Below are 12,867 nucleotides of genomic sequence, written 5' to 3'. Positions count from 1 at the left end.
GGCATCACACACAGTGGAGTAGGCGAGTATGAGCACTCAGGGCACAGCGGAATTAATAAGACTTGTTGAAGAAGCCGTTGCCGAAGACAGTGTCGCTGCGACAGTTGAGGCCATCAAGGCCGATCTTTGCAAACTGATTCGTTCCTCGCAAATAGACTTGCCGACTGAGTTCACTGCGCCGGTTGATGGCCACTATGCGCGACGTCTGTTGCACAAGAATGAAGAAAAGGGCTACTCCATTGTCGTCATGACCTGGGGGCCGGGGCAGAACACGCCTATTCATGACCATTCCGGCATGTGGTGTGTTGAGGGTGTATGGGGCGGCAGCATCGACGTGCAGCAGTACGAACTGGTGTCACGTGAGAACGGTAATTTCCATTTCGAAGCACGTAACTCGTACGAGGCCGGCGTAGGCAGCGCGGGCTGCCTGATTCCGCCCTACGAATATCACAGCATCGGCAATCCCTGTGACCAGACATCGGCAATTTCATTGCACATTTACGGCGGTGAAATGAAGCAATGCAGCGTTTTCGATCGTCAGGACGACGGCAGTTACACGCGTACCCAGCGCCCGCTCGGCTACGACAACTAGTTTGCTACCGAGGGGGCTCCAGCAGTAGTGCCGGGTCCACTGCCGTGCCATTCAGATAGGTCGCGAAATGCAGGTGCGCGCCGGTTACCCGGCCGGTTGCACCGACTCGTCCCAGCCGCGTGCCGGTATTCACCTGATCCCCCATCTGCACATCAATACTGTCCAGATGCGCGTACAGGGTGATCAAACCCTGGCCGTGATCAACAAACACGGCGTTGCCGGTGAAATAGAAATCGCCCGTTAGCAGCACAGTGCCGGCTAACGGGGCTTTGATCTCTGTACCGGTGTTGCCAGCGATATCCATACCACGGTGGGGTGAGCGTGGTTCTTTGTTGAAGAACCGGCGTGACCCGAAACTGTCACTGCGCGCGCCGGGTATGGGGGCCTGCAACGACTGAAACGGGACCGGGCTGCGCCGGTAGTGATTCATCGCAGCGGCAACTTTTCGTTGTTCTTCGGCGATGCGTTCTTGTGCTGACGGGTCTGGATTGACGAATTTCGGGGCGACAGTAAGGTGCTGCTCGCGATAGGCGTGCGGCACAACGTCGAACGACACGCGACGTTCAGCAATAACGACATCCGCTTTTCCTGCCGCCTGATCCAGCGGTATGCCTACGATGGCAAGCCATTCATCACCAGAACGCGTAACCAGCACAGGTTTGCCATCGAACCTTGCGTCAGGCGCATTGGCACTGTTACCCAGCGCTACTATGGCGATACCGCCAGGGTGCGGCGCGTGGATCGGCTGCGCGAAAACACAGAGGGGCAAGCACAGCAATACGAGCAGGTGCCTCATCATTTTTTACTCTTGGCGGCAGTGACACGTCCGGTTACTGTCGCCAGCAAGTCACCCTTGGCAAGTTTCGCGCGGACTGAAGAGCCGATTTCAACTTCATCGGCGTCGTGCAAAACGGCTCCATTCTGACTATCCGTAACGATGGCGTAGCCGCGTTCGAGAGTGGCCAGCGGGCTCACGGAATCCAGCGCTCGCGCCGTAATGGCGAGCGATTGTTGCAGGTCTTTCAGTCGCCCTACGGCGGCGCGCTCAAGACGTTCGCGTAACGCCTGCAGTTGCCAGGCGTTTTTGTCCAATCGGGTGCTCGGGTCAAAGCGCAACAAACGGGATTGCCATTGTTCAATGCGACGTTCGTGCACAGTGAGATTGTGGCGAACAGCGAGCATGAGCCGTTGGCGGGCATTTTGCAGACGTTCAGTTTGCCGCGTGACCGTTGCTGCCGGACTGCTCTGCGCCAGTCGGCGCGCCAGCCAGTCAACGGACTGCGCTTTGTCGTCGAGACGGCGCTGTATGAGCTTGCTGAGGTGCTGCGCTGTCGATTGTAGTCCGCGCAGCCATTCTGCCTGATCCGGCACAGCAAGCTCAGCAGCACCGGATGGGGTCGGTGCACGCAGGTCTGCGACGTAATCAGCGATCGTAAAATCGACTTCGTGGCCAACGGCGCTGATAACGGGAATCGGGCAGGCGCGGATGGCGCGCGCAAGTTCTTCGTTGTTGAAGGCCCACAAATCCTCGAGCGAACCACCGCCGCGGCCGATAATCAGCAAGTCGCATTCGGCACGCTTGATCGCCGAGTTCAACGCTGCGATCAGCTCGAACGGTGCGCCATCGCCCTGCACGGCGGCCGGGTAGACCACTACCGGAACGGCCGGAAAACGCCGTTTGAGAACGCTCAGTACGTCGCGAACAGCAGCACCGGACGGGGAGGTGATAACACCGATTCGGCGCGGCAGCGCGGGCAGCGGGCGTTTCAGCGAGTCGTCGAACAGGCCTTCGTCGGCCAGGCGTTTCTTCAGAAGCTCAAATCGTCGGCGCAATTCGCCTTCGCCGGCAGCTTCCAGTCGATCAACGATCAACTGATAGTCGCCGCGCGGCTCGTAGAGGCTGACCCGGCCGAAGGCGAGCATCTGATCGCCGTCTCTGAAGCCGATGGTGGGGCCACGCTGGCGCTGGCGAAAAAAGGCGCAACGAATCTGTGCGCCCGAGTCTTTCAGCGTGAAATACAGGTGTCCGGACGCCGGGCGTGCCAGATTGGATAGCTCGCCTTCCACGCAAACACGGGCAAGGCCCCGTTCCAGCAGGGTTTTTGCCTGGCGGTTCAGGTCGGAAACGGAGATGGCAGGCGAGTCGCCTGAGGCTGCAAACAAATCGTTCATGGCGGCAGTATAGAACGAGTTCTGCTGCCAGCGGTCAGCGGCGTTACGGGAAATTAATTCGAGATTGGCGTTTACCGTCATATGCCTGCCGCGTAGAATCGCCGGCTAACCTTCATCAGCCAACCCGGAATTCTATGCGCATTGCCAGCGAAGCCCTGACATTCGACGATGTCCTACTGCAGCCGGCCTTTTCGGACGTGCTGCCTCGCGAGGTCGACATGACCACACAGCTTACCCGGGAAATTCGCCTGAATATTCCGTTGCTGTCGGCGGCTATGGACACCGTGACGGAATCCAGACTGGCAATTGCCCTGGCGCAGGAAGGCGGTCTGGGCATTATTCACAAGAACATGACGCCGGACGAACAGGCGCGGCAGGTGCTGCAGGTCAAGAAATTCGAAAGCGGCATAGTGCGGGACCCGATTACGGTACCGCCGAACATGACCATTCGAGAAGTCATCGAGCTCACCCGTTCACTGGGCATTTCCGGTGTGCCGGTTGTTGAGAACCGGGAAACCCTCGGCATCGTCACACACCGCGACCTGCGCTTCGAAACGCAGCTCGATGCGCCGGTGTCGACCGTGATGACTCCGAAAGAAAAGCTCGTAACGGTTGGCGAAGACGCGGGTTCTGAGGAAGTGCTGAGTCTCCTGCATCGCCACCGAATTGAAAAAGTGCTGGTCGTCAACGACCGGTATGAGCTGCGCGGCATGATCACCGCCAAAGATTTCCAGAAAGCTTCCGACTTCCCGCGTGCCTGCAAAGATTCGCACGGTGCCTTGCGCGTCGGCGCCGCGGTTGGTACCGGTGCTGAAACCGACGAACGTGTTGCCGGCCTGGTGAAAGCGGGTGTCGACGTGATCGTGGTTGATACTTCGCACGGCCATTCAAAGGGCGTAATCGAACGTGTACGTCGCATCAAACAGGCGTATCCGGAACTGCAGATCATCGCGGGCAATATCGTTACCGCCGAGGCGGCGTTAGCGCTGACCGAGGCAGGTGCCGATGCGGTTAAAGTGGGCATAGGCCCTGGTTCTATCTGCACGACACGTGTCGTCGCGGGCGTCGGTGTTCCGCAGATATCAGCGATTGCCGAAGTGGCAGGCGCTTTGAAGAAGAGCGGTATTCCGTTGATTTCGGATGGCGGTATTCGGTACTCCGGGGACATCGCCAAAGCGATTGTTGCCGGCGCGCACTCCATCATGATCGGCAGTCTGTTCGCCGGCACCGAGGAATCGCCGGGCGAAGTCGAGTTGTATCAGGGCCGTTCCTACAAGTCGTATCGTGGCATGGGCTCTGTCGGCGCGATGAGTCAGGCGCACGGTTCTAAAGACCGTTATTTCCAGGATGCGACCGAAGAGCTGGAGAAGCTGGTACCCGAAGGCGTTGAAGGCCGTGTCGCCTACAAAGGCAGCGTCATTGCTATCGTGCATCAATTAATGGGGGGGCTGCGTGCGGCGATGGGCTATACCGGCAGCCACGATATCGAACAAATGCGTTCACGGCCCAAGTTCGTGCGTATCACCGGGGCGGGCATGCGGGAGAGCCATGTGCACGACGTCTCGATCACCAAAGAAGCGCCAAACTACCGCGCTAATACCTGAGTACGATGACTTCCGGATCCACAGCGACGTCAGCATCGGCTGACATACACGCGCACCGCATTCTTATCCTCGATTTCGGCAGCCAGTACACGCAGCTCATCGCGCGGCGCGTGCGGGAGTGCGGTGTCTACTCCGAAATCTATCCCTGGGATGTGGATGAATCGAAGATCACCGGGTTTGCACCGGCGGGCATTATTTTGTCGGGCAGTCCCGAGTCAGTGAATCTGGACAGTCCGCCGAGTGTGGCACAGGCTGTATTCGATCTCGGTGTGCCTGTCCTTGGTATTTGCTACGGCATGCAAGCAATGGTCAAGGCGCTGGGTGGGAAAGTGGAAGCCTCTGCGCACCGCGAGTTTGGGTACGCTGAGATTGCTCCGCGGGATTCCGAGTTGTTGCACGGTCTGACTGACGCTGGTGACAACGAACCGGCCTTGCTTAAAGTCTGGATGAGTCACGGTGATCGCGTCGAGTCACTGCCAGCAGGGTTCGTGGCAACCGGTACCAGCAAGAACTCTCCCCTTGCAGCGATGGAAGATCCGGAGCGTCGCTACTACGGCGTGCAGTTTCATCCTGAAGTTACGCATACCTTGCAAGGTGATCGAATGCTGGAACGCTTCGTTCGCGAGATTTGCGGTTGTGCAGGTGACTGGACGCCCGGCAACATCGTAGCCGATGCGATAGCTCGCGTCCGTGAGCAGGTAGGCAGCGGCAAGGTATTGCTTGGTCTGTCAGGCGGCGTCGATTCGTCGGTGGTTGCTGCGTTATTGCACGAGGCCATCGGCGATCAATTGACTTGTGTCTTCGTTGACCACGGTCTGTTGCGTTACCGCGAAGGTGACCAGGTCATGGAAACCTTCGCGCAGCATTTGGGCGTGAATGTCATTCGCGTCAATGCGGCAGATCGCTTCTTCAACGCATTGGAAGGCGTCAGCGACCCTGAGCAGAAGCGCAAAGTCATAGGCGGCTTGTTCATCGATGTATTCGATGAGGAAGCAACGCGGCTGGAGGGTATCGACTGGCTCGCGCAGGGCACGATCTATCCTGATGTTATCGAATCAGCAGGCGCTTCTACTGGCAAAGCGCACGTCATCAAGTCGCACCACAACGTAGGCGGTTTGCCTGAGCACATGCGCATGAAGCTCGTGGAGCCGCTGCGCGAGTTGTTCAAAGACGAAGTTCGCAAGATCGGCGTTCAGTTGGGCTTGCCGCCGGCAATGGTGTATCGGCACCCGTTTCCGGGGCCCGGTCTCGGCGTGCGTATCCTCGGCGAAGTAAAACGCGAGTACGTTGAAACGCTGCAGCTCGCGGACGACATCTTCATCGACGAACTCAGAAAGCATGGCCTCTATGACAAGACCAGCCAGGCGTTCGCCGTGTTCCTGCCGGTCAAATCGGTGGGTGTCATGGGCGACGGTCGCCGCTATGACTACGTCGTTGCTCTCCGAGCCGTTGAAACGATCGATTTCATGACGGCACGCTGGGCCCGCTTGCCGTACGAGTTTCTTGAACTGGTCAGCCTTCGCATCATCAACGAAGTTGATGGCATATCCCGCGTGACCTACGACATTTCCGGCAAACCTCCCGCCACAATCGAGTGGGAGTGATTTAGTTACGTTTTTCGCGCGCCGACCAGTGCGAACAGTGCTCCCTGCGGATCGATACCCTTGATGGTGTAGTCGCCGCCGGGGATCTCGTCGGGTCCGTACAGCACTTGTCCGCCGTTGTCAGTGACGGCCTGGCAGGCGCGGTCAATGTCGGCACATCGGAAGTAAAAATTCCACAGCGGTACCGGCATGGGCTCCGGCTTTGGCATCACGGCACCAATGAGGCCGTTGTGGCGGATGAATTCGTAAGTTCCCATCGGTCCCATGTCCATCTCGCCGTCTTTAGTCCAGCCAAATTCCTTGAAATAAAAGGCTTTTGCGGCCTGCGGATCGGAGCTGAGCAGTTCATTCCAGGCGCAGTGACCAACGCGGGGTTTGTCCGCGGCGAAAGCCAGACTCGTCTTGTCGCTGGAAGCCCGCATTACATAGAACGGGACGCCTTGTGGGTCGGTGACCATGGCAATACGGCCGACATCGGGAATGTCGGTGGCCGGCATTTGCACCGCGCCGCCGGCGGCGACTGTATTGGTGACGGCGCGGTCGACATCATCGACACCGATATAACCCAGCCATACCGGTCTGGCGCCTTCCTGGCGCATGCCCGGGGTCAGTTGCATCATGCCGGCAATTTCGTGTGATTCTCCGCTGTCGTTATCCCGGGCGAGGAGAATGCGGTAGTCCATTTCGGGATGACCGCTATCAATGGATTGCCAGCCGAGTATCGAACTGTAAAAGGCCAGTGCGGCATCGCTGTTGTCGGTTAACAATTCGTACCAGATGAATTCGCCGTGCTTATTGGACATGCTGCCCTCCTTGGGGACGTAAAGTTGCAAACCGTTAGACTATTTTCCAGTGTTTCACCGTCACAACGCAGCAAATATCATCCATTTGAATATGGAAAACAAAAGTTCAATTGGCTGCTGATCACGTATGGCTGGATATAAGTGTCATCGAGTAGTCGCTGACTGTTGCTCGATTTCGACAGGTTTGGGAACTGCTTTCCGGCTTTTTTTTGTTCCGGATGTTTTCGCCGATAGTGCTGTTCGAATTTCTAGCTCAACCGGCTGCAGAGCCAGCTATCAGCTTTAGGTGGCTGCCATTGGCCGGAATGCCGGGCGGGGCAGCCCGGTAGGCTACCGCGCCGCCAGAGTTTCAATACGGACGGCGGCGTTCTAGAAATTGACGACGAGGTACGCCCGCACTTGCCGGGGTTCAAAGATTTTGTAGTGATTGTCCTCAATGCCTGCAGGCGGTTCGCCTGACAGTCTCGAGGGGTAGAAGTAATCGATGTCGTGATCGTCTGAATCAAAGATGTTCAGAACATCCAGTTGGACACTCCAGGAATCACTTTGCCAGCCCAGTGCAAGGCTCGCTATCGTCGAGCCGTCGGACTTTTCACTGTTGTCCTCTATGAGCGGGTAGGGTGAAAGTGGCGCACCCGCATTGAGCCAAACCATCCGCTCGGGAAGTCGGCCGTCAATGCGGCTGTCGCCACGAATGGAATGGCGCCGGGAATCTTGTCGCCGTCCGGAGCGCTGTCTGCAAACTCTGCGTCTGTCCAGGCGAGATCGGCCTCCAACGTCCATGTTTGGTTAATGTTCCAGTAATTATTGAACTCCAGGCCCCAGCGGTTGCTGGGGCGGCTAGCTTCGGTAGTACCGGCATCACCAACAAAGAGCAGTTCGGAATCCAGTTCGAGGTGCCATAGTGCCAGTGAGCTGTTCCAGCTTTCCAGCCAAACCGTTTTCAATCCAACTTCGGCTCCGGTTGATTTTACGAGGGGATCTACCGGTCTGACGGAATCGCCGCTTACAGGGTCGATACTGATAGTCGTGCCGCGTGCGTCATTGGAGTGGAAACCCTGCCCAATACTCAGATACGCCTCGGTCACACCCGAGACTGAATAAATCAAACTCACCTTCGGGCTGATGGTGTTGTCGGACTCTGTGCCGGCATTTACCGGATTGTCCGCATTCACATCGAAATGATAATAGTCCCCGCGCAACCCGAGAACGGTTCGCCAGTCTTCGCTGAATTGCCATTCCAGCTCATAAAACAGGCCGATGCTGGCTTCCTTGACGCTATCTTCGCGCGTGGTGGCATGGCGGTTGCGCTGCAGAGTGCGGTAGAGGCCGACAGTGCCGATGTCGTCATAGCGGAGCTCTGCGCCGACTCTATGGCGAAAGCTCTTGATGCCTACCAGATAGCCAATCATATGTGCCTGAACCGCCCCAGATCGTTCGATCATCGAATTGCTCGAACTGATCCCCCTGCAGCGGGTCGTCCAATTGATAGGTGAAGTCTGACCACAGTTGCATGCGGTAGTCGATCACATAAGCATTCAAACTCAGACCACTGGTTTCGTTTACCCGATTGAACTGCCCCGACAGGCTGGCACGACGCGATTCACCGCCCAGTGTTTGATCGAGTGATCCCAGCTCGTCAATTAAACCCTGGGATACAGCACGCGCCGGAATCTGGTCAGCGGAATTCCAGTCATTGTCGTAGTACATGGCCGTGATTCCCCAGTTGCCGGAATCATCCGCCTGACCAATTTTCAGCAGGCCATTGACCTTGTGCACTCCTTCGTTAATGTCTGACCACGGCCCGTCGTACGCTTGCGCTTCCAGCGCGCCAGCCAGATTGAACCCCGCAGATTCGACGTTGCCCATGGCCAGCAGGCGACGAAAGCCGTTCTCGCCAACGCCAAATTTCAGACGATTGTCCGGCATCTTGGCAAACGTACTGATCTGGGTGCCACCGGCAGAGGAGAAGTCGCCCAGTTCTGCATGATACGGACCCTTTACGAAACGCAGAGTCTCAATAGTTTCAGGGATCAGAAAATTTATGTCCGTGTAACCCTGACCGTGCGCGTGGGTGCGCATATTGACTGGCATTCCATCCACAACGGTCGCAAAGTCGGTGCCGTGATCGAGATTGAACCCGCGAAGGAACATCTGGTTAGACTTACCCGAGCCGCTGTGCTGAGTGACGATCATTCCCGGAATTGCTTCAAGTACGTCACCGGGGCGCAGAAGCGGGCGCAAAGCCAGATCGATTTGACCAACAATACCCTCGGATGCGGAGCGCGCCTCGCCCAGCAGTACCGTCTGTCGTCCTTCAACTATCACTTCGTCGATAGCCTCATGTTCATTGGCTAAAGCAAGATTGCCGGCGGCTGTCAGGATGCAGCACATGAGAACCGGGATGGAGTAACTGACTGGCTGATTACGAGAAGGCGTGCAGGTAAGGTGCGTCGGCATTTTGGCTCGCGATGGCTGATGAGATTCTGTGAGCATCGGTTTTATCAGTTACTGCGAAAACCGATAAGGCCTCGGTTTTCGGCCGGTGTCGCCAGAGGGTGCGCAGGCCAATACAGATAGGCTATCGTTACCGGATGGTGCCCAAGCTTCCTAGACTACTGTTCGGAGTTGAATCAGACCGAAATCAGCAACTGCCCGATTTGGGTGAGCGTGAGCTATTGGTGCTCGAGGGTACTTTGGGACCGGGGCGATGCCACGGCTCAGGCGATAAAGAGCCGCATGCCTGATGGCGACATATCCTTGTCCACGGTGCAAAGCACGCTGGAAAGACTCTACCGCAAGCAATTGGTTGAGCGTAGCAAGCAGGGCAGGGCCTACCGATACCGCGCCACCATGACGAAATCGCAATTAATCAGCGGCTTGTTACGTGATATGGCGAACCAGGTCGCGCGCGGGGATTTGGCCCCCATGATTTCCGGGTTTCTCGATTACGTATCGGCTGAAGCGCCGGAGCAGGTTGGGAAGTTGTCCAGGTCAATAGATTTCGAACGTAGCGGTGAGGGTGGCTGCGAGGTCAGCGATGAGTGAAATGTCATTCGAAGTACTGGGGTGGTGGCTGGCCATTTCAGTCGGCGCGAGCTTACTGAGCGCGCTCCTCTACCCGATAGTTTCGTCCCGGATTTCCGGGTTTGGTGCGTCGTTGCGATCATTTGTGCGTTTGTTATACGCGGGTTCGGCCCCTGCGGCCGCAATACTGTCAGTTGTGCTGCTGACTCAGCCCGCACTTTCCGGCCTGTTCATCACCGCGCACTGCCACGGTGATCAATGCGGTGCCCATGCGCCGGTCTATGCGCATGACTCAATCATTATCCTTGGATTGGCGGCCATTAGTAGTTTGCTTGTCTTGTTGTTATTGCTGGCTTTACTGTGGACGTTGCGTCGCGCGCATCGTCAGTATCGAGTATTGCGGGCTATGACCAGTCGAAATGAAGACGGCTATCAGACTCTGGATAGCCAGGACTTGATGGCCTGTTGTGTCGGTTTGTGGAAACCGAAAGTACTGTTAACCCGAGGCTTGGTCAGGCAATTGCAGCCGGAAGAATTGGCGATAGTTCTAAGCCATGAGCGCGCTCACGCGGATAGATTGGATAATCTGCGGGCTTTCGCATTACGTTGGCTGACTCTCTTCTGGCCGGCGCCATTGCGGCAACGGATAAGCAGCGACAGCCGCGCTGATGCAGAGCAGGCATGTGATGAAGTAGCGGCGCGTTCGACAGGCGGGGCAGCTCAGGTGGCGGCCGTAATTCGGCGACTGTCTGAGTTGTCGTCTCGAACGGCAATGGCAGGAAGTGACTGCCGCCTTGGTTTTGATGGTGACGACTCGGCTACGCGCTTGACCGCCCTGGAGCGCGGCCGAATCGGCGGCGAAGCCCCGGCTGGCAGCTGGCTGAAGTCCTTCGTCTATTTATCAATAAACTGGGTCCTTCTGATCTACTTGTTCACAGCGGGCTCTCACGAGTTAATCGAATGGTTAGGGCATGTGGCAGGGTGATTTTTTTGCACTCTTGAGCAGCGCGTTCGTTCTGCCTTTCTCCTTTGCGAAGGCGGCAATTTGTGTTCCTCGGTGAGGATTCCGCACGCAGTATCTATTATGAAAGCAACAAACATGCGGTGGTTTTTAGAATGAAAGTTAAGAGTCGACAGTCCCTGCTGATGATCGAGGGCGTGTAGTGGTGCGCTGGCCCGACAGCGATGTCGCGCACATGCAGGAAGCATTGCGCCTCGCCGCACTCGCTGCCGAGCAAAACGAAGTGCCGGTCGGTGCCGTTGTCGTTCGTCGAGGCGAGATCATTGGCCGTGGCTACAATCGCCCTATTGCTGATCACGACCCGACGGCACACGCGGAAGTCATGGCGTTGCGCGAGGCGGCGAACGCGATTGGCAATTACCGGCTAACCGGATGTGATCTTGTCGTGACGCTGGAGCCGTGCGTCATGTGCTTGGGTGCAATGCTTAACGCGCGAGTCTCCCGTTTGTTGTTCGGCGCTTACGATGAGAAAGCCGGGGCGGCGGGCAGTGTTCTGGACCTCAGCTCCGAACGGGCTCTTAACCACCGCATCGAAGTGACTGGCGGTTTGTTTGCCGATGAATCGCGGGCTTTACTGCAGAGCTTCTTCGTCAGCCGACGTTGATTCAGGACTGTCACCGCTCTGCGCTACTTCGAAGGTGTTGGTATCGTTATCCAGTGATTCCTCGTTGCCTTCAGTTTCGGTGAGCCAGCGAATGATGTTGTAGTAGCGGCGAATATTGTTCACGTACAACACCGGCTCCCAACCGCGCGCATAGCCGTAGTCAACGAGCGAATACCATTTCTTCCGCGCTAGCAATGGCAGGGTCTTGCTGACATCCACCCAGGTGTTCGGGTCGCCCCCTTGCCATTCCACGAGCTGTCGCGCGTCTTTCACGTGATTAAAGCCGACATTGTACGAAGCCAGTGCGAGCCAGGTTCTGTCCGGTTCGCCGATCTCGTCCGGCAGGCGCTCTGATTGCCGCACGAAATAACGGGCGCCGCCGACGATGCTGCTTTCTGGGTCGAGCCGGTCATCGATGTCGAGGTAATCCGCGGTGGCCAGGGTCAGCATCATGATGCCGCGCACGCCGGTGGGCGAGACGGCCTTTGCGCGCCAGTGCGACTCCTGATAGCCAATGGCCGCCAACAGGCGCCAGTCGGTACCGGTTTCAGCGGCCGCTTGTTCGAACAGAGGACGGTAGCGGGGCAGGCGGCTCTCGAAATGCCGTATGAAGGCACGAGTGCCGACGTAGTCGAATTTTTCGGCGTGCCCGTAATAACGGTCGTTGACCTGGGCGAGCCGGCCGCTGCGTTCTGCGCCGATCAGAAATTCATCTGCGCGTTTCAGGAGGCTGTGTCCGTCGTCCTTGCGGTACGCCCACGCCAGCGGGTCATCGAGTTCAAGATCCAGTGCAACCCGCAAGTCGGGGTAGAAGTGGCGTTGAATATTAAAGGCGGTGCTGTCGGCGATGGTCAGGTCGATTTCTCCCAGAGCCACTTTCTCCAGCAGGTCACGCACTTCGAGATCGGCATTCTCAGCCCAGTCTATATCCGGGTAGACCGTTTCCAGCGAGGCCATCAAGTCGGAGTGACTGCTGTTAGCAACGACCTCGACTTTGCGGCCGATTATGTCCTGAATCTCGCGCGGCCTGACTGTGCCGAGACGATAGACCAGGTGCACGTCGACGGTATTGTAAGGGTGTCCGAAATCGAGGAACCGCCGTCGCGAGTCAGTTACGGACAAGCCGGCGGCCGCCATATGCGCTTTGCCGGCGAGCAGGTAAGGCATGACCTCGGCAACACTGTCGACGGTGTCGATCCGCAACTCGACACCAAGCTCGTCGGCGAAGTCCTGCACGAGATCAAATTCGGGACCGGCCGGACCTTCCTGGCCGATGTAATAGGTGGTTGGCGCATTACGAGTCACGACGCGCAGCTCGCCCAGGTGCAATACCTGGTCAAGCAGGGGCGGAGGGGATGAGCAGGTCCCAACCAGCAACGCGACAAGTACATAGGAAATCAGGCGCAAATCCACTCCTTGTATTCCACAGTACGACGCTCC

Annotated in this window: 13 protein-coding genes; 6 read left to right on the top strand and 7 right to left on the bottom strand. The window is 57.4% G+C overall.

What is annotated here, in order from left to right; translation table 11 throughout:
- The first annotated feature begins 28 nt into the window (after positions 1–28).
- Positions 29–592 (top strand): cysteine dioxygenase family protein, encoded by a 564-nt coding sequence (locus AC0L8N_RS03085; RefSeq protein ID WP_473666109.1) that lies wholly within the window; start codon positions 29–31, stop codon positions 590–592.
- A gap of 4 nt (positions 593–596) precedes the next feature.
- Here AC0L8N_RS03085 and AC0L8N_RS03080 read toward each other — a convergent pair whose 3' ends face one another.
- Both AC0L8N_RS03080 and xseA read right to left on the bottom strand, forming a co-directional pair.
- Positions 597–1,391, bottom strand: coding sequence for a peptidoglycan DD-metalloendopeptidase family protein (locus AC0L8N_RS03080; RefSeq protein WP_473666108.1), 795 nt, complete (start codon positions 1,389–1,391; stop codon positions 597–599).
- Positions 1,388–2,764, bottom strand: coding sequence for an exodeoxyribonuclease VII large subunit (gene xseA / locus AC0L8N_RS03075; RefSeq protein ID WP_473670009.1), 1,377 nt, complete (start codon positions 2,762–2,764; stop codon positions 1,388–1,390). Before xseA ends, AC0L8N_RS03080 begins: the two co-directional genes overlap by 4 nt.
- 134 nt (positions 2,765–2,898) lie before the next feature.
- Between xseA and guaB the strand changes: the two genes are divergently transcribed.
- Both guaB and guaA read left to right on the top strand, forming a co-directional pair.
- Complete coding sequence (gene guaB, locus AC0L8N_RS03070) at positions 2,899–4,368, top strand: IMP dehydrogenase (RefSeq protein ID WP_473666106.1); 1,470 nt, start codon at positions 2,899–2,901, stop codon at positions 4,366–4,368.
- A 5-nt stretch (positions 4,369–4,373) separates the two neighbouring features.
- Complete coding sequence (gene guaA / locus AC0L8N_RS03065; RefSeq protein ID WP_473666105.1) at positions 4,374–5,972, top strand: glutamine-hydrolyzing GMP synthase; 1,599 nt, start codon at positions 4,374–4,376, stop codon at positions 5,970–5,972.
- Between the two features lie 5 nt (positions 5,973–5,977).
- Here the strand turns inward: guaA and AC0L8N_RS03060 are convergent, their stop codons facing one another.
- From AC0L8N_RS03060 to AC0L8N_RS03045, 4 genes are all read right to left on the bottom strand, one after another.
- Positions 5,978–6,775 carry a VOC family protein gene (locus AC0L8N_RS03060; protein WP_473666104.1) on the bottom strand — a complete coding sequence of 266 codons (798 nt, stop codon included), beginning with the start codon at positions 6,773–6,775 and terminating at the stop codon, positions 5,978–5,980.
- A 369-nt stretch (positions 6,776–7,144) separates the two neighbouring features.
- On the bottom strand, positions 7,145–7,429 hold the full coding sequence (locus tag AC0L8N_RS03055) for a hypothetical protein (RefSeq protein WP_473666103.1): 285 nt from the start codon (positions 7,427–7,429) through the stop codon (positions 7,145–7,147).
- A complete protein-coding gene (locus tag AC0L8N_RS03050; RefSeq protein WP_473666102.1) occupies positions 7,381–8,220 on the bottom strand; it encodes a TonB-dependent receptor domain-containing protein in 840 nt (279 codons plus the stop codon). The genes AC0L8N_RS03055 and AC0L8N_RS03050 overlap by 49 nt, the downstream gene beginning before the upstream one ends.
- On the bottom strand, positions 8,147–9,235 hold the full coding sequence (locus AC0L8N_RS03045; RefSeq protein ID WP_473666101.1) for a TonB-dependent receptor plug domain-containing protein: 1,089 nt from the start codon (positions 9,233–9,235) through the stop codon (positions 8,147–8,149). Before AC0L8N_RS03045 ends, AC0L8N_RS03050 begins: the two co-directional genes overlap by 74 nt.
- Before the next feature lie 204 nt (positions 9,236–9,439).
- Between AC0L8N_RS03045 and AC0L8N_RS03040 the strand changes: the two genes are divergently transcribed.
- From AC0L8N_RS03040 to tadA, 3 genes are all read left to right on the top strand, one after another.
- On the top strand, positions 9,440–9,823 hold the full coding sequence (locus AC0L8N_RS03040; RefSeq protein WP_473670007.1) for a BlaI/MecI/CopY family transcriptional regulator: 384 nt from the start codon (positions 9,440–9,442) through the stop codon (positions 9,821–9,823).
- Positions 9,816–10,787: a M56 family metallopeptidase gene (locus AC0L8N_RS03035; protein ID WP_473666100.1), complete on the top strand. Its 972-nt coding sequence runs from the start codon at positions 9,816–9,818 to the stop codon at positions 10,785–10,787. Before AC0L8N_RS03040 ends, AC0L8N_RS03035 begins: the two co-directional genes overlap by 8 nt.
- A gap of 181 nt (positions 10,788–10,968) precedes the next feature.
- Positions 10,969–11,427 (top strand): tRNA adenosine(34) deaminase TadA, encoded by a 459-nt coding sequence (gene tadA, locus AC0L8N_RS03030; RefSeq protein ID WP_473666099.1) that lies wholly within the window; start codon positions 10,969–10,971, stop codon positions 11,425–11,427.
- Here the strand turns inward: tadA and mltF are convergent.
- A complete protein-coding gene (mltF, locus tag AC0L8N_RS03025) occupies positions 11,395–12,840 on the bottom strand; it encodes a membrane-bound lytic murein transglycosylase MltF (RefSeq protein WP_473666098.1) in 1,446 nt (481 codons plus the stop codon). The two genes, tadA and mltF, sit on opposite strands and share 33 nt — an antisense overlap.
- Positions 12,841–12,867 lie beyond the last annotated feature (27 nt).

It is taken from the genome of Woeseia sp. D3-10 (genome assembly GCF_055809415.1).
This window is presented reverse-complemented; position numbering and strand designations above follow the sequence as displayed.

What these genes read in the sequence shown, in the direction of transcription:
- AC0L8N_RS03085 (WP_473666109.1), top strand. Translation starts at nt 29, where the DNA reads ATGAGCACTCAGGGCACAGCGGAATTAATAAGACTTGTTGAAGAAGCC.
- AC0L8N_RS03080 (WP_473666108.1), bottom strand. Translation starts at nt 1,391, where the DNA reads ATGATGAGGCACCTGCTCGTATTGCTGTGCTTGCCCCTCTGTGTTTTC.
- xseA (WP_473670009.1), bottom strand. Translation starts at nt 2,764, where the DNA reads ATGAACGATTTGTTTGCAGCCTCAGGCGACTCGCCTGCCATCTCCGTT.
- guaB (WP_473666106.1), top strand. Translation starts at nt 2,899, where the DNA reads ATGCGCATTGCCAGCGAAGCCCTGACATTCGACGATGTCCTACTGCAG.
- guaA (WP_473666105.1), top strand. Translation starts at nt 4,374, where the DNA reads ATGACTTCCGGATCCACAGCGACGTCAGCATCGGCTGACATACACGCG.
- AC0L8N_RS03060 (WP_473666104.1), bottom strand. Translation starts at nt 6,775, where the DNA reads ATGTCCAATAAGCACGGCGAATTCATCTGGTACGAATTGTTAACCGAC.
- AC0L8N_RS03055 (WP_473666103.1), bottom strand. Translation starts at nt 7,429, where the DNA reads ATGGTTTGGCTCAATGCGGGTGCGCCACTTTCACCCTACCCGCTCATA.
- AC0L8N_RS03050 (WP_473666102.1), bottom strand. Translation starts at nt 8,220, where the DNA reads ATGATCGAACGATCTGGGGCGGTTCAGGCACATATGATTGGCTATCTG.
- AC0L8N_RS03045 (WP_473666101.1), bottom strand. Translation starts at nt 9,235, where the DNA reads ATGCCGACGCACCTTACCTGCACGCCTTCTCGTAATCAGCCAGTCAGT.
- AC0L8N_RS03035 (WP_473666100.1), top strand. Translation starts at nt 9,816, where the DNA reads ATGAGTGAAATGTCATTCGAAGTACTGGGGTGGTGGCTGGCCATTTCA.